Genomic DNA, 15483 nt, shown 5'->3' on the forward strand with positions numbered 1-15483 from the left:
CTACAACAAAATAGACTCTATAATTCCTATGGTGGCTTTACCTACTACAGAAATTATAGAGCCAAGAACTTTAGCTTGCATACCCAATAGCTAAAGTTCTTTTGGTAGTGTAAAATAAGTTGTGTAAACACAAAAAGGAAGAAATCCGTTATAGTAGAGTTACGAAACATTACTAGAACGAGGTTTATTCCTATGACTCAGTTTACCACAGAACTACTTAACTTCTTAGCCCAAAAGCAAGATATTGATGGATTTTTTCGTTCATCCCTTGAAACAGTTATGAACGATCTGCTTCAAGCAGAGTTATCAGCCTTTTTAGGGTATGAGCCTTACGATAAAGCTAATTATTTTAAAGCCAACAGTCGTAACGGAACGTATTAAAGGAAATTCAAGGTTCAAATATTTGGGGTGAACAGAAAAAGCATCCCGTATTTTTGATACGAAATGCTTTCAATAAGTGTAAATAAGTTTTAACGTTTACTAAATTGTGATGCTTTACGAGCTTTCTTAAGACCTGGTTTCTTACGTTCTACCATACGAGCATCACGAGTAAGAAGGCCTGCGCGTTTCAATGAATCGCGGAAATCTGGGTCTACTTGAAGAAGGGCACGAGCGATACCGTGACGGATAGCGCCTGATTGACCAGCGTAGCCACCACCATCAACGTTTACGAAAACGTCGTATTGACCAACAGTTGAAGTAACTGCGAATGGTTGGTTGATAACCAAACGAAGGTCAGCGTGTGGGATGTACTCTTCAACATCTTTTTTGTTTACAGTGATTTTACCAGTTCCTGGAACAAGGCGAACGCGTGCAACAGCGTTTTTACGACGTCCAGTACCTGAATATTGTGCTTGTGACATACTTTATTGTTCCTTTCCTTAGATAAGTCCTGAAATATCAAGAACTTCTGGTTGTTGTGCAGCGTGAGTGTGCTCAGCGCCTACAAATACTTTCAACTTCATACCTTGAGCGCGACCAAGAGTATTGTGTGGAAGCATACCTTTAACTGATTTTTCGATCAAACGAACAGCGTTCTTAGAGCGAAGTTCACCAGCAGTGATAGACTTCAAACCACCTGGGTACATTGAGTGAGTGTAGTAAACTTTATCAGTTGCTTTTTTACCAGTCAATTTAACTTTTTCAGCGTTGATAACGATTACGAAGTCACCTGTATCAGTGTGTGGTGTGAATGTTGGTTTGTTTTTTCCACGAAGTACGCTTGCTACAACTGCAGAAAGGCGTCCAAGAGGTACATCAGTAGCGTCTACTACATACCATTTGCGTTCAACTTCACCTGGCTTAGCCATGTATGTTGTTTTGTTCATGATTTCTCCTATATGAATATCGTTTTTGTTTACAGGGCGGATGTTCCGGTCCGCGGGTTATTTGAAAGGTTCCGGGGCCTTACAAATGGGGTAAACAATACCGCCTACTATCATACCAAATTTTCTAACCAAAAGTCAATATATTTGATGCAATTATTTATAAAATAACGATTTCATTTCCATTTAGTCTGAAAGTTCACTGCCAATGCTAAAGAGTCCTAGAGTCCCTGGGCCAGTATGCGTCGAAATAACCGGACCAAGAGGCAGGATAAGGACTTCTGTGACCTGCCCAGAAGCTAAAAGTTGCTCCTTGACATTTTCAGCGACTTCTTTTTCGCCTGCATAGGCAATGACTACAAGTGACTCAGAAATGGTCTCTAGAGTCATCCGAACTACCTCAGCCTGCGCCTTCTTCTTACCTCGCACCTTAGCGACCGAATCCAGACTTCCATCAGCTGTGACTGCGATAATGGGCTTGATATTGACCAAGCTTCCCATGAGAGCCGCTGCCTTGGAAATGCGGCCACCCCGCATAAGGTGATTGAGGTCATCTACTAAGAAATAGGTCTTTACTCTAGGCACTAGACTTTGAAGCAAAGCTACCGTCTGCTCTAGGCTCTGACCTGCCGCTCTAGCTTCTACAGCCTTCATAACCAAGAGCCCTTCACCCATCGAAGCCGCCTTGGTATCAAGGATTGTAATGATTGCCTCAGGATAATCCTCTAAGACCATCTCCCGCGCCATGACTGCACTTTGATAGGTACCAGACAGGGCGGAAGCAAAAGCCACATAGAGAACTGCTGTGCCCTCCTGAGCATACTGGCGGAAAACATCTTCAAATTGGCCAACATTGATCTGGCTGGTAGTCGGCTTGCTGCCCGACTCCATCTTGGCTAAAAGCTGCTCACTGGTCAGCTTATCCGGTCCGACAGTCTCGTAGGTTTGGCCATCCAACTGAATGGTCAAGCCCAGAACCTGCACATCATGTTCCTGAGTCCAGCTTTCTGGCAAATCTGCCGTCGAATCCGTTAAAATTTTAAAGGTCATCTTTTTTCTCCATCATTTTTTAGTTGCCACAGAGAAGGCTTCTCCATGAACATAAGCGGGCTATTCCTGGTGATTTTCCTACCAACATGCCGGGACTAGCTATTAGAAATTTCTTGCTTTTTAGGAAAGCTATTTCGCTCGGTCAGTCTAGAACAGGACTGACACCTTGAAAACCTTTCAAATCAAAAATATATTGGAAATATTCATCGTGTGAAGCTTTTAAAATCAAGTTTGCCTTACCATCAAGTAATTCAATACAGGTCCATTCCCCATCTAAACACTCAACATCATATTTTTTATCTTCTAAAAATAAATTTGATAATTGCACCTCTGGATATTTATTTTGAAAAGAAACCATCCCAGAGTTATCACTTCGGTAAGCAAGCACAGGAACTTCCACTTTTTGGTTCCCCATATAAAAGGAACTCATACACCTCTTTTCAGCAAGGCACTCATATTTTCCTTTTACATAATTCACAATCTCTTTATTTAAAATTGTAGAAAAATTGAGAATGCTGATCAAATCCGCCTTATCAGTGGATAAGGTTTCTACCTCAACCAGATATTTCAAAGTGCCATTTACCTGACTTTCTTGACCGTATAAATCCGTGCAATTCAAGGAATATTGGGTCAATAAGTCCTCTAAGGGATACTGATCTGCTTCCTCAGTGATTTCAAAGCAAAAGCAATAATTATCTTCTCTTTTATTATGGTAAATATCATAAATGATCGGCTCAAACTTTTCTGTTTGATATTTTTCTAACAGATAGCTTCCTAGTACTTGCATTAGCCCACCCGATTTCTAAAGACTTCATACATGAGAATGGCCGCTGCGACGCTGGCGTTGAGGCTTTGGACATGACCATTCATAGGAATGGTCAGCATTTCGTCCACCTGCTTCTTAATGTTGCTGGAAATCCCCTTGCCTTCGTTGCCGATGATGAGGGCTAGCTTGCCTGCCGTATTCCACTTATGAACTGGCGTCCCCTGCATATCCGTCCCAAAAATCCAGAAGCCAGCTTCCTTGAGCTTGTCCAGAGTCTGGCTGAGATTGGTCACACGGGCAATAGGAATGTGCTCGATAGCGCCTGTAGAAGTCTTAGCCACAACTGGTGTCACGCCGACTGCTCGGTGCTTGGGAATGATCACTCCAGTCACATTGGTCGCGTCAGCCGTGCGCAAGATAGAGCCCAGATTATGCGGATCTGTCAAGCCATCCAAAATCAACAGCAGAGGATTCTCTTCCTGCTCCGCTTTTTTCAAAATATCCGCCAAATCTGCATAGGCAAACTCCGATACCCGCAAGACAAAGCCTTGGTGAACGGCTCCATCCGTCATCTCCTGCAAGGTTTTCTTGGGTGTCCAAGAGATAGAAACCTTCTTTTCTGCCGCCAAATCTTTCAGCTTGCTCACGTTTTTGCCACGCAAGTCGTCCTGAATGTAAAGTTTATTTCCCGTATTGGCCATCAAGGCCTCGGTCACAGCATGCACGCCGTAGACAATATCATTTTTTTCCATACTAACAGTATATCACAAGCTCCCCAAAAAAATCTGTCTAAAAGCTAAATATCTCCCTATGACAGCCTAGCATTTCTCAGCAATCAGCTAAAAACTACTTTTCGTTATCCTATTTGTTTTTGTTGTCTTGCAGTGATTAGGTACAGAAAAACAGGCCTAAGCCTGCTCTAAATCTAACTTGATTTTCTCAAAAACTATTAAATTAAAATAAGTTGAGAAAACATAAAGGGTAACAAAAAAGGACTTAAAATGATGAGTTCAGCAGGCAAGAAACTAGCACGGTCAAACGTGCTTTTTTTATTCTTTCATATTCTCTAGGAGGGATAACAGCTAAAGTTTTATCTGTCTCCATTCTAGTAATAAGCATCTTTCAAAAATACTTTTGAATCTGATGAAGCTTTCTATGATTATACTGCTAGAGGATTTGGCAGATATCTAGTAGACTTGGTAAACAACTCACTTACTAAGTATAATCAGCAGAACGACATCAAATCAATTTGAAAAGATCGGCATTATTCTTAACATCATTGCTAATAATCTCAATATAGTTGCCTACTCCTCAACTAAAAAATAATATAAGAAGTAAAGCCATAATATAAGACAAAATCTCTTAGGAAAATCCGAGTGTATATATTCTACAATATATTGTGTTCATTTTTCAAGCTCTCTCAAAATGTAGTGATTGACACATATGGTATAATAGAATAAAAGGAGGTATGGGTGATGGAAAACGCATTATTTGTGGCAAATTATATAATTGAATATTCAAATAACAAAAATTATGAAATCAATAATTTAAAATTGCAGAAATTATTATACTTCGTAAATGTAAGAAATATCGTTGAAAATGATGTCGAACTATTTTCAGAGAAAATGGAAAAGTGGAAGTATGGTCCTGTTGTTCCTAGCGTATATCATGAATATAAAAGATTTGGGGCATTTACTATACCAAGTAGTGATATAGTAAATGAGTACATTGAATTTAGTACCGATTCTTTTGCCAATCTCACAGATATTAAAATAGAAGAATACAATAGAAATAAGATTAGCAATACTTATATTATTGAAGACACTGTTGATAAACTTTCAAATTTAAGTGCTTTTCAACTTGTAGATATTACTCATACCCATGATCCATGGAAAAAAGACGAAAATCACATCATGCATGGTATTCAAGGTATCAAATATACTAATGAAGAAATTAAAACTTACTTTACTAATCACCCAGAGGCTAAACTATGGGAAACACAGCAATATTAATAAAAATATTATTAGGTAAAAATTTATCGGAACTAGGAGATGATGATAAACAAAAAGTCTTAGAAGTATTTCGACAAATGTTCTCTGATAGTGCTCTCACAATACCTTATAATGATATTGCAGACTATGTATATAAAAATGAGAATAGTGATGAGGATAATGAGGTTTTAAACGAAAACATCCGCCTTATTTTAGATGGAAGTCCTAATGAAACAAAAGAAATTTTGTCAAAAAATTTAGATAAAATCAAGACGAATTACTCTCTCTCAAGTTCAAAGAGAATATATATTAAAAAATTCAAAGCAAGCCCAAGATACTGTATCGGAATTACATCTTTTTGTAAAGGAATTTCGTCCTTTAATTACAGAAGTTGAAGAGCAAATTAAAACTTCAAAGGAATCGATGAACAAGATGAATTCAGATATAGTTCATATAACAACTAGGATTAAAGAAGTTAGAGATATGAAATCTGGAATCTATACTGACTTCATTGCTATTTTAGGAGTGTTTTCTGCATTTGTATTCGTTATGTTCGGTGGTATTGAAATAGCGAGAGCAGTATTTGATGTTGGTGATGATCTTCAAACAATGGATCTATCAAAAATCATTACAGTATCTAGTTTAATGATGATTGCGATTTTAACTTTGATGTATTCGTTATTACTTTGGATTGCCCGAATTACAGGTAAAGAATTCGGGAACTGTATGTCATGTGATAAAGGGTGCAAACACAAATGGAGACATCTTTTTATGAGACATTCTTTTTATTTCTGCTTATTAATTCTTTTGGGTATCTCAGCTTTTATTGCTTCTACTTTTTTCTAAAACTTCTTTGAGGTTTTCCATCTCCCATTGAAACAGTTCATTCTGCAGTAGGAGGTGGGACACCTCTATTTTTATAATTGCTAACCTCAGATTATACTTGTACTAGAAATTTTTTTGAGTTATAATCAAGTTAAGGTAAAGGTGGTCTAACGCCCATGAAGCAGCTTGCTGTGGAGGCGGTGGGTCACCTTTATTTTTTTATATCACAAAAGCCCCCAGATTCGTTTCTAAGGGCTTTTAGTTTATCCGTAATGATTTAAGTCGTCCAGTACGAAACAAAGCGAAATAGGGGCAAATATAAAGCCTAGGGTGCCCTATACGAACTAGTCTCTGTGCTAAGGTTAAATCAATCCCCATTTACTATACCTGTTAAGTGTTCTATAGCTTTTTGCCTTACTCGATATACCGAGGCTGTAGATACAACTATTTCCTCAGCAACCTGCCAAACGTCAAGAATATTCAAGTAAAACAACCTGAGAACAGAACGCTCAAGCGGATTGGCTAGCTTATCGATCAGCCTAGATATTTCCATTCTCTCTTCAGTAAGTCGCTCAATTCTCTGTAAAGTGTCCTCTTTTAGTTTTAGAACGCTTATAAGGTTATTCTCTGCTGTATTTACCCTGCATGTTTGTACTCTAGTAGTGCTCAGTTCTTGCTTTTTGATAATACCACTTTCTAAAGCTGCAAGCTCCAAATATAAGCCTTCTATTTCTTTATTGATCCACTTAGCGCCCTCTAGTTTTTCTTTTACCTGCTCTGGTGTCATGCTGACGCTCCTTTTATGATATAATAATCTTATTGTGATTTTAGCCAGGGCAGAGAGTGTCTTGGTTCTTTTTCTATTTTTCTATGTTCGCTCTAGCTTCAAGTTCGTAGGTAAGGGATAGCCCCCGTATCTCCTTATGGTTTGATAGGCAATTAAGGGACGTTTTTATCTCCCTTATTTCCTTGTTATTCTGCATGCAATTAAAAAGGCTTATTGTCATCCTTATCTGCTTGTCATTTCTCAGGGTGTTAAGGTGACTTATTATTGCTCTTATCTGCTTGATAAATGATAGGGGAATATATCCCACTTTCTCGGCGTTCGCTCGGAGTTCAACACACATAACCCTGCCATTTGTCAGGTATATTTTTTGCCACTACCTAACCAAAACCTCACTCTTGGAAAACTAAGATACCTAACCAAAACCTTACCGTTCTACGACTCTAAAAACTATCTGTACCTTGGTAAAAACTTAGTATTTTTAAATATTCAACCTCACCCTTACCTAACCCTTTTTTGGAACGCTCTACTTACTTAAATCCTTGATATATCTAGCTTTTTTAACATTTAAACCGTCTAATATGTAGTATTTGTTTGTTTTGTAAATTGCACCCTACTACAAATTATCGGAGTGATCCTAAACCATTAACTTAATTAACAAAAGGGGATTGCTCCCCTCTACACACTTGCTTAAAGTATTGCATCCATATTGTCGTCTAGGTAATCAGATTTTAAGAAGGTGATTGCTCCATCCACTCTTTGTTTTACAAACTCAGGATCTTCCATCAATCTCTTGTAATTCAGCTCATCGACTGCTCTAGCAAATTTATTCAACAAGTCTTTTGTCCGATTGCTATTGTCCGACGGGATATACTGTGCTAATCCTGCACTATTGGGGTTGTCATTTCCAAAAATATCTCCCAAGGCATTCTGATAAGCGATAAGGCCATATAATCGTTTTTGTAGTAGTCTATCAGTGCTTTACCAGTAGATACAGCTAACGCCCCACTCTCAAAAAGTTTTACAGTATTTTGAAATAATTCCTTATTTGAGACTTAGAAACCAGCTAAACTAGCCAGTTCTGCTAGCTAGTTTCCAAATAGAAAGAAATCACCCCTCGTCAGATACTTACTTTTGTCCAATAGCTATCTCAAGTATCATTTACCTTAAAAACTAAAGGAAAGTGACCGACCGAGGCCTAAGTTGCCATGAATCTATAGGAAAAGTGACCAGCCGAGACCTAGATTACCAAGAAACTATAGGAAAAGTGACCAGCCGAGGCCTAGGTTGTCCGCATCTTCTTGAACAGTTCATATTTCGAAACGACCTCTCCAACATCAAAAAAAGAGAGAACAAATCGTTCTCTCTTGTGCTTGCATTTGTCATCCACTGAGGCTGACTGGAAGCTATTATTTTACTTTAGCAGTGCTTGTGATGACTTCAACTGCTTTCTTAACAGCGATATCATGTTTAAGCATTTCTTCTGAAAGCAATTGGCGAACGCGGTCTGCTTCCATGTTGTAGTCTGTTGCCAATGAAGTGATTTCTGCTTCAACTTCTTCAGCGCTCGCTTCAAAGCCTTCTGCTTTCGCAACTGCTTCTACAACAAGGTTCGTCTTAGTGCGTGCTGCAGCATCTGCTTCATATTGTTTGTGAAGGTCTTCTTGAGTTGTACCAGTGATTTGGAAGTACATATCAGGAGAGATACCTTGACGTTGCATGTTGCCGAGGAATTCGTTCACAGCGCGATGAACTTCTTCGTGAATCATTTCTTCTGGAAGGTCAACGATTTCTGCATTTTCTACTGCAAGGTCAATCGCTGCTGCTTCAACTGCATCGTTGTAAGCTGCTTCTTTGGCTTCTGCTAATTCTTTACGGTATTTTTCTTTCAATTCAGCAAGAGTTTCAACTTCTTCGTCGATGTCTTTTGCAAGTTCATCATCAAGAGCTGGAACTTCTTTTTCTTTAACTTCATGGATTGTTGTAACGAATTTTGCTTCTTTACCAGCAAGGTCAGCTGCTTGGTAGTCTTCTGGGAAGGTTACAACAACGTCTACTGTTTCACCAGCTGAGTGACCAACCAATTGGTCTTCGAAGCCTGGGATGAATTGACCTGAACCAAGTCCAAGTGAGAAGTTATCGCCTTTTCCGCCGTCAAATTCAACACCGTCAACAGAACCAACAAAGTCGATGACAACTGTATCACCTTCAGCTGCTGCTCCATCTTTCAGAACCAATTCAGCCAAGTTGTTGCGTTCACGCTCAATGCGCTCATCAACTTCAGCATCAGTCACTTCCTTAGAAACTTCTACAGATACTTCAAGGTCTTTGTAAGCACCCAATTTCACTTCAGGTTTTGTCACAACATCAGCAGTGATGACCCAGTCTTGGCCTTTTTCCATTGAAGTTACATCAATTTTTGGTTGTGCAACCACTTCAAGACCAGCTTCTTTCACAGCTGCTTCATAAGCTGCTGGAAGCAATGCATTCAAGACATCTTGATAAAGTGACTCTTCACCAAAACGTTGGTTGAAGACTGGACGAGGAATATGACCTTTACGGAAACCTGGTACAGCGATATTTTTCTTAACTGCATTAAAAGCACGATCCAAAGCAGGTTTGATTTGGTCTTGACCGATAGTAAAAGTCAATACTCCACGATTTGTTTCTTTGTTTTCAAATGATACAGACATTCTGTCAGTTCTCCTTCAAATTTTTTGCATACAATCCATTATAACATAAGTAGCAGTTTTTTCAAGCGACACCTTTTATTTTTCGCCTTTTTCCCCTTTCATAAGCCAAAACCCAAGCCACATTTTGCTCTTTTTTGACCATTTCCCCAGCTCTTAGCAGACAATATTCTCCTATCACTGTGGGTTTATCTCCCTCGCCAGCACGAGAATCGACTGGTAAAGTCTACCATTTGGGAAAAGAGAGTGGGACAAAAATCGGTCATTCGTTAGAATTCGATTTCGTCGTCCTACCTCCGCACAGTTGAGTAGGGCGGTAAAAGCTGATGAAATCAGCCTAGTAGAGCCCACTCAACCACTGCGTCTTGCTCGACAATCCAAAGATAATTGAGAGGCTAGGACTTTTGTCCCAGCCTCTTCTCTTCTTCTACTAAGATTTTCGAATTCTATCCTCAATATAAGACGCTCTAGCTCCGCCAATCAACTTGGGACGACTGGCAAGGGCAGTAACGTGAGCCTGACCTAAACTGCGTAGCTGAGGGCGAATCGGAACCTGAACATGCTTGACATGCATTCCGATTGATGTATCCCCCACATCCAAGCCAGCATGAGCTGTAATGAATTCAACCTCCACAGGATCTTTCATATAGTCAAAAGCTGCTAGCTGGCCACTCCCGCCTGCATGTAGACTGGGCAGGACATTGACAATTTCTAGGTCTTTCTTTTCTGCCAATTCTCGCTCCACGACCAAGGCACGGTTGAGATGCTCACAGCCTTGAACGGCCAAGTAAATCCCCCGAGCTTGCAGAATATCTAACAAGGTCTTGACAATGACCTGACCGACTTCCCTACTGGAGTGCTGGCCAATGTGTCCCCCCATGACTTCACTAGAAGATAGACCTAGGACAAAAATATTTCCCTTGACCAAACCCGCCTTGTCCAAGACATCTGTGGCGATCTGTCTGGTCTCCTTTTCAAGCTTCTCTAAATCCATCTCTTACCTCACTTACTCTGGCTGAAGGGCTCTTTTCAAGACAAGGGGAAAGGCTCTATAAAGGGCATAGCCGACCACCAAGCCAAAAATATTTTGCATGACATTGCCCCAAATCGCTGCGATAGCTGCACCCGGTCCACTCAAAATGCTGCCAAAGAGAGCATAGCCACCGACCATGGCAAGTCCGGCCAAGAGCAAACCAATATAACGCTGCTTTCCAGTAAAACCAGCAAAGTAGCCTTGAAGGCCATGGCAGATGAGGCTAAAGACCATCCACTGAGGATAGCCGGCCACTAGGTCAATCAAGAGACCGGATAAGCCCCCAACCAAGGCTCCTTCCTTACGACCAAAATAAAATGCGGTAAAGTAAATCCCTGCATCTAGCAAGGTCAGAAAGCCAGTTGGCGTCGGGATTTTGAAAAAATTCCCCAAAACAATGGATAGGGCTGTAATGACAGCCAGCAAAGCGATTTTTCTTGTCTGATTATTTTTCATATTGAATAACTCCATACTGATCTGAGCGCTGGATAGCGCGGTAAACAAAATCTTTTGAATAGTTGACGGCTTCAAGAGGGGATTGACCTGCCAAAAGCTGACTAGCTATGCTAGAAGCAAAGGTACAGCCTGCTCCTGTATTATTATTTGGTAAAACAGGACTTTCCAACAACACAAAGTCTTTGCCATCATAAAACAAATCTATAGCCTGATCTTGGCTAAAACGATTTCCTCCCTTGATCACGACATTTTGAGCTCCCAGTTCATGGAGAGTCACAGCCGCAGCCTTGAGATCATCCAAAGTCTTGATATCCGACTGGGTCAGGATCTCTGCTTCTGGTAGATTGGGCGTGATAATGGTCGTATAAGGGAAAAATTTGATCAATTCATCTCGGAGGGCCGAAACTTCCACATCATGGGTTTCCTTGCAGACTAGGACAGGGTCTAGCACGACTGGTATGCCCGCTTGCTTTTTGATGAATTCCAGAGCCTGGTCTGCAATGACAACCGTCGGTAACAAGCCCAGCTTGATAGCCGAAAACGGCACATCTTTGAGCGAGGAGAGTTGCTGCGCAAAGACCTGCTCATCCGTCGGAAGGACTTCAAAGCCCTTGTCCGTCATCGCAGTCAAGCAAGTCACTGCGACAAAGCCATGCAGGCCATGGACCGTATAAGTAGCCAGGTCTGCATGAAGACCACCACCACTAAAAATATCATTGCCAGAGAGGGCTAAAATCAGCTTATTCTTCATAGATAATCTCCTTTAGATAAAGACCATTAGGTGCTGCGGTTGGGCCAGCTAGCTGCCGATCCTTTTCTTCTAAAATCCGTTCGATTTGGTTTACTGGCATCCGCTTATTTCCAATCTTGAGCAGGGTTCCCACCATGTTGCGGATTTGCTTATAGAGAAAGCCATTGCCAGAAAAAGTAAAGACTAGAAAATTGCGTTGCGCATCAAAAGTCAGGCTGGCCTTTGTAATCGTACGAACCTTATTTTCCACACTGGTACCCGAGGCTGTAAAACCTGTAAAATCGTGCGTTCCCTCCAAGGCTTTAATGGCCTGCTCCATTAGAGGAAGCTCCAAAGGATAAGGGTAGTGGGTCGCATAGTGGCGCATCATCGGATTTTTGGGCCGACCAATATCTACCAGAAACTCATAGGTCTTACTGTGCGGCTTGTAACGGGCATGAAAATCTTCCGTCACTTCCTCCACAGAAATGACATCAATATCTTCTGGCGTCTGGGTATCCAAGGCAAAACGTAGCTTTTCTTCATCACTAGCTGACGGGAGGTCAAAGTGAATGACCTGCCCAAGCGCATGAACGCCGCTGTCGGTCCGACCAGCTCCGTGGATGACAATGGGCTGACCTTTGTTGATACGAGTTAAAGTTTTTTCGATTTCTTCCTGAACGCTCCGAGCATGAGGCTGGCGCTGAAAGCCAGCAAAGTCATGTCCGTCATAGGAAATAAGGGCTTTATAACGAGTCATGTCATTATTTTAACAGGAAAAAAAGCCTGTCGCAAGAAAGAAAGAATACAACTGTCCGGGTACAGAAAGTGTTGACAGGAAGCTCTAAATCAAGTAAACTAAAAAATGCAAGGAGGGTACTATGGCAAAGGATATTTCTTATACCCAAGGGCAGGAGCGATTTCGCTATCGGGCTGCTGCACTCATCATTGAGGAGGAAGCCCTCTGTGTCATGGCTTCTTCTAGCGAAGACTATTTCTATTCAGTGGGAGGGGCGGTCAGATTTGGAGAGACCACCAAAGAAGCTGTCCAGCGAGAAGTTTTCGAAGAAACAGGACAAAGGTATGAGATTGAAAAGCTGGCTTTTGTTCATGAAAATTTATTTTCCAACTCAACTGGCATCCTCAAAGGACTAGACTGTCATGAGATTTGCTTCTATTATCTGATGAAATCTCACGGCAAGCAATTTCACTACCAGCATAACCAAGAACAAGTCTACTGGATTCCCCTGACAGACTTGGAAAACTATAAAGTATTTCCAAAGGAAATTACACATATCCTCCAGCACCTCCAAACAGGTATCCAGCATATCATCAGCAAAAAAGAATGAAGTGAACAGTACCACTTCATTTTTTTCTTTATTCTCCCAACATGACCTGCTTAATAGTCAGTTGATCTAGCCTCCTGTTGGATAAATAGATTAAACCTTCATAGACTAAGACAAAAACTAGCAAAGTCATCAGGCAGACTCCAAAATCAAAATCATAGTCAACTTTCTGAGCTATTGATTTTTCCATCAATCTGAGTAAAAGCTGCATAATCCCGTATTGATAGCCCGTTCCTAAGACAAAGCCCAAAAAAGCAAGAATACGATAAGGAGCAAATAAACTCTTATGGCACTCATTTCTGCTATAACCAAAAACCTTCATAATAGCTAGGGTTTCTTGATTTTCCTGCAGGAGTACTCCCAGAGACAGATAGAGGATTGCCACTGACAGGACAGTACCGATTGACATCATCATGATCTGAATGGTCTCATCTGTCAATTCTTTCATACCAAATGATAGCTGAATCATAGCTGAAAAGCACATCGAACCGAAAATGACAAAGAATATTAATAATTTTCTAGACCAGAGCAGGCTGGCAGAAAGGTCTTTTAAAAAGGGGCGGTCTTTCCTTATTTGCTTTACTGTTTTCCTTTTTGGTGACTTTCGACTAGGGCTGACCCGCTTGAGCAAGTCTAAAGCAGGCAAGCGTAGACAATAACTAGCGTAGAGAACGGCTAAAGTAGCAAAGGCAAGAGTCGGCAAGACAACAAGAAACAGGAAAAGGGACCAATGTTGCTGAATGGTAATTTCAGGCAAAACTCCGCTTTGATTACGCAACTGATAAAAATGTGGCATCATGACAAACGAAGAGAAGTAGCCAGTGCCTGTTCCCAAACCAATTGGAAGACTAAAAAGCCAAAACTTTCGAGCAATTTCCCAGTTTTTATAGCCCAGAGCTTTTAAAACTCCTAATTCTGGCTTATGCTGGTCAATAAATTGCCGAATGTAAAAGAAGAGAAGGAGTATCGATGTTAGGGATAAAACAGCTCCGCTAATGGATGCAATTAACCAAGAAATCGCAACTTGAGCATCGTAAACAGCTCGAATCTCAGGCAACCAATTTGTTTGATCTAGTAAACGGATATCCAGATAAAAATTTAGGAAGAGATTGGTCACAAAGACCGCACAAAAGCTAATAATTGATACAACGACTAATCTATACAAATCTTTTATTGAAAACATAGCTTACCATCCAATCTCATAGGCCGTCTTGGGCTGACTATTTGTCTCTAAGCTTTGAATCTGACCGCTATTGATATGGACAATGGTCTTAGCCATCTGAGCAATATTTGCATTGTGGGTCACCATGACCAGTGTAAAACCTAGCTCCTCTCGAAAACTTGAAATATAGGCTAGAATCTGACGACCTGTTGCTTCGTCCAAGGCTCCTGTCGGCTCGTCCAAAAAGAGGACATTCGGTCTTTTAGCTAGGGCTCGTGCAATAGCCACCCGCTGCTGCTCACCGCCTGACAGTTGACTTGGATAATGCTGAAGTTTATCACCTAAACCTAAAGCCTCTAAAATACGGACGTAATCTTGATTGCCTGCTAGGTTGGCTCCCATTTTGACATTTTGCTCCACTGTAAGATTTGGAAGTAAGAAATACTGCTGAAAAATAAAGGCAATCTTCGCTCGACGAAAAGCCGTCAATTGAGCTTCTGTCAGCTGGGATAGATCTTCCTCACCATAGTATACATGACCACTGTCTGGTTTTTCTAGGCCTGATAAAACGTTGAGTAAGGTTGACTTTCCAGATCCAGAAGCTCCCAAAATGACCAAGTAATCTTGGGCAGCAATCTCTAAGTCGATCCCTTTTAAAACTTCTCTTCCATTGTAGGACTTACGAATTCCCTTTAATCTAATCATTCTTGCTTTCCTTTCATTTCCTTTAAGAGGGCAGTAAATACTTGCGTTAAACGTTCTGTCACTTCCTCCTGACTAAAAGAATAAATACCTGATGCTATCATGCTAGCCAAACCATGAGAATAGATAAATAAATGCTGATAGACAAACTCTGCACTCTCTATGGACATAGGATAATCCTCCACAATCGACTCTAATATCTGCTGATAACTATGGTCTTTCTGAGGTAAAAAGTCTTTGAAAGACTCAATGGGGTGCTTGTGAGGATTTAGATAGAGAATTTTAAAGAGCTGAGGTTCCTGACTGGCAAAAAGGATATAGGCCATACCAACTGCTCTGAAAGGCTTGGCTCGCTCCAAAGCCGAACGGATATATTGGACCAGAACGAATTCAGCCGCCCGAACAACCGAATGACTTAGATCCTCCATATTTTCAAACTGACCGAAAATAACCTTGGAACTAGACTGTAATCGTTCCGCTAGAGAACGAGCCGTCAAACCAGCTAAACCGTCTTCCCTGACAATCCCTAGAGCTGCTTGGATAATTTCATCACGAGTAAATTTATTTTTAGGTGGCATGGAAACTCCTTTTAGATACAATCGTTGCGCAACATTTGTTTCTTA

19 protein-coding genes and 1 pseudogene are annotated in these 15483 nt (G+C 40.8%); 5 read left to right on the top strand and 15 right to left on the bottom strand.

Annotated elements, in window-relative coordinates:
* Positions 1-192 precede the first annotated feature (192 nt).
* Positions 193-378, top strand: a pseudogene (locus tag O3651_RS02610) (transposase); the annotation flags it as partial.
* A 92-nt stretch (positions 379-470) separates the two neighbouring features.
* Here the strand turns inward: O3651_RS02610 and rpsI are convergent.
* From rpsI to rlmB, 5 genes are all read right to left on the bottom strand, one after another.
* Positions 471-863 carry a 30S ribosomal protein S9 gene (gene rpsI / locus O3651_RS02615; RefSeq protein WP_371609483.1) on the bottom strand — a complete coding sequence of 131 codons (393 nt, stop codon included), beginning with the start codon at positions 861-863 and terminating at the stop codon, positions 471-473.
* Between the two features lie 18 nt (positions 864-881).
* The gene (gene rplM, locus O3651_RS02620) at positions 882-1328 is read right to left on the bottom strand and encodes a 50S ribosomal protein L13 (RefSeq protein ID WP_003026230.1); all 447 of its coding nucleotides are present in this window, start codon (positions 1326-1328) and stop codon (positions 882-884) included.
* 183 nt (positions 1329-1511) lie between these two features.
* A complete protein-coding gene (locus O3651_RS02625; RefSeq protein WP_371609484.1) occupies positions 1512-2375 on the bottom strand; it encodes a DegV family protein in 864 nt (287 codons plus the stop codon).
* Positions 2376-2517: 142 nt separating this feature from the next.
* Entirely contained in the window at positions 2518-3162 is a 645-nt protein-coding gene (locus O3651_RS02630; protein WP_371609485.1) for a hypothetical protein, read from the bottom strand.
* Entirely contained in the window at positions 3162-3893 is a 732-nt protein-coding gene (gene rlmB / locus O3651_RS02635) for a 23S rRNA (guanosine(2251)-2'-O)-methyltransferase RlmB (RefSeq protein ID WP_297665077.1), read from the bottom strand. Before rlmB ends, O3651_RS02630 begins: the two co-directional genes overlap by 1 nt.
* A gap of 723 nt (positions 3894-4616) precedes the next feature.
* Here rlmB and O3651_RS02640 point away from each other — a divergent pair.
* From O3651_RS02640 to O3651_RS02650, 3 genes are read left to right on the top strand one after another with little or no spacing between them, the layout of a single operon-like run.
* On the top strand, positions 4617-5153 hold the full coding sequence (locus tag O3651_RS02640; RefSeq protein ID WP_371609486.1) for a Panacea domain-containing protein: 537 nt from the start codon (positions 4617-4619) through the stop codon (positions 5151-5153).
* On the top strand, positions 5132-5527 hold the full coding sequence (locus O3651_RS02645) for a hypothetical protein (RefSeq protein ID WP_371609487.1): 396 nt from the start codon (positions 5132-5134) through the stop codon (positions 5525-5527). The genes O3651_RS02640 and O3651_RS02645 overlap by 22 nt, the downstream gene beginning before the upstream one ends.
* A 28-nt stretch (positions 5528-5555) precedes the next feature.
* Positions 5556-5978 (top strand): hypothetical protein, encoded by a 423-nt coding sequence (locus tag O3651_RS02650; protein WP_371609488.1) that lies wholly within the window; start codon positions 5556-5558, stop codon positions 5976-5978.
* Positions 5979-6324: 346 nt separating this feature from the next.
* Here O3651_RS02650 and O3651_RS02655 read toward each other — a convergent pair whose 3' ends face one another.
* The 7 genes from O3651_RS02655 to truA all read right to left on the bottom strand — a co-directional run bounded on the left by O3651_RS02655 (position 6325) and on the right by truA (position 12410).
* On the bottom strand, positions 6325-6744 hold the full coding sequence (locus tag O3651_RS02655; RefSeq protein WP_371609489.1) for a DUF1492 domain-containing protein: 420 nt from the start codon (positions 6742-6744) through the stop codon (positions 6325-6327).
* Positions 6745-7431: 687 nt separating this feature from the next.
* The gene (locus O3651_RS02660) at positions 7432-7665 is read right to left on the bottom strand and encodes a hypothetical protein (RefSeq protein WP_371609490.1); all 234 of its coding nucleotides are present in this window, start codon (positions 7663-7665) and stop codon (positions 7432-7434) included.
* A gap of 485 nt (positions 7666-8150) precedes the next feature.
* On the bottom strand, positions 8151-9434 hold the full coding sequence (gene tig, locus O3651_RS02665; protein WP_005591726.1) for a trigger factor: 1284 nt from the start codon (positions 9432-9434) through the stop codon (positions 8151-8153).
* A 427-nt stretch (positions 9435-9861) separates the two neighbouring features.
* A complete protein-coding gene (locus O3651_RS02670; RefSeq protein ID WP_005591724.1) occupies positions 9862-10425 on the bottom strand; it encodes a TIGR01440 family protein in 564 nt (187 codons plus the stop codon).
* Positions 10426-10437: 12 nt separating this feature from the next.
* Entirely contained in the window at positions 10438-10920 is a 483-nt protein-coding gene (locus tag O3651_RS02675) for an ECF transporter S component (RefSeq protein ID WP_015605737.1), read from the bottom strand.
* Complete coding sequence (locus tag O3651_RS02680) at positions 10910-11671, bottom strand: bifunctional hydroxymethylpyrimidine kinase/phosphomethylpyrimidine kinase (protein ID WP_371609491.1); 762 nt, start codon at positions 11669-11671, stop codon at positions 10910-10912. The genes O3651_RS02675 and O3651_RS02680 overlap by 11 nt, the downstream gene beginning before the upstream one ends.
* Entirely contained in the window at positions 11661-12410 is a 750-nt protein-coding gene (gene truA / locus O3651_RS02685; protein WP_371609492.1) for a tRNA pseudouridine(38-40) synthase TruA, read from the bottom strand. Before truA ends, O3651_RS02680 begins: the two co-directional genes overlap by 11 nt.
* A gap of 121 nt (positions 12411-12531) precedes the next feature.
* Between truA and O3651_RS02690 the strand changes: the two genes are divergently transcribed.
* Entirely contained in the window at positions 12532-12999 is a 468-nt protein-coding gene (locus O3651_RS02690; protein WP_125372530.1) for an NUDIX hydrolase, read from the top strand.
* A 28-nt stretch (positions 13000-13027) separates the two neighbouring features.
* Here O3651_RS02690 and O3651_RS02695 read toward each other — a convergent pair whose 3' ends face one another.
* From O3651_RS02695 to O3651_RS02705, 3 genes are read right to left on the bottom strand one after another with little or no spacing between them, the layout of a single operon-like run.
* Positions 13028-14179 carry an FtsX-like permease family protein gene (locus tag O3651_RS02695; protein ID WP_371609493.1) on the bottom strand — a complete coding sequence of 384 codons (1152 nt, stop codon included), beginning with the start codon at positions 14177-14179 and terminating at the stop codon, positions 13028-13030.
* 3 nt (positions 14180-14182) lie between these two features.
* A complete protein-coding gene (locus O3651_RS02700) occupies positions 14183-14863 on the bottom strand; it encodes an ABC transporter ATP-binding protein (RefSeq protein WP_371609494.1) in 681 nt (226 codons plus the stop codon).
* A complete protein-coding gene (locus O3651_RS02705; protein WP_371609495.1) occupies positions 14860-15438 on the bottom strand; it encodes a TetR/AcrR family transcriptional regulator in 579 nt (192 codons plus the stop codon). The genes O3651_RS02700 and O3651_RS02705 overlap by 4 nt, the downstream gene beginning before the upstream one ends.
* Positions 15439-15483: the final 45 nt, after the last annotated feature.

It is taken from the genome of Streptococcus sp. 27098_8_73 (assembly GCF_041432495.1).
Taxonomy (GTDB): Bacteria; Bacillota; Bacilli; order Lactobacillales; family Streptococcaceae; genus Streptococcus.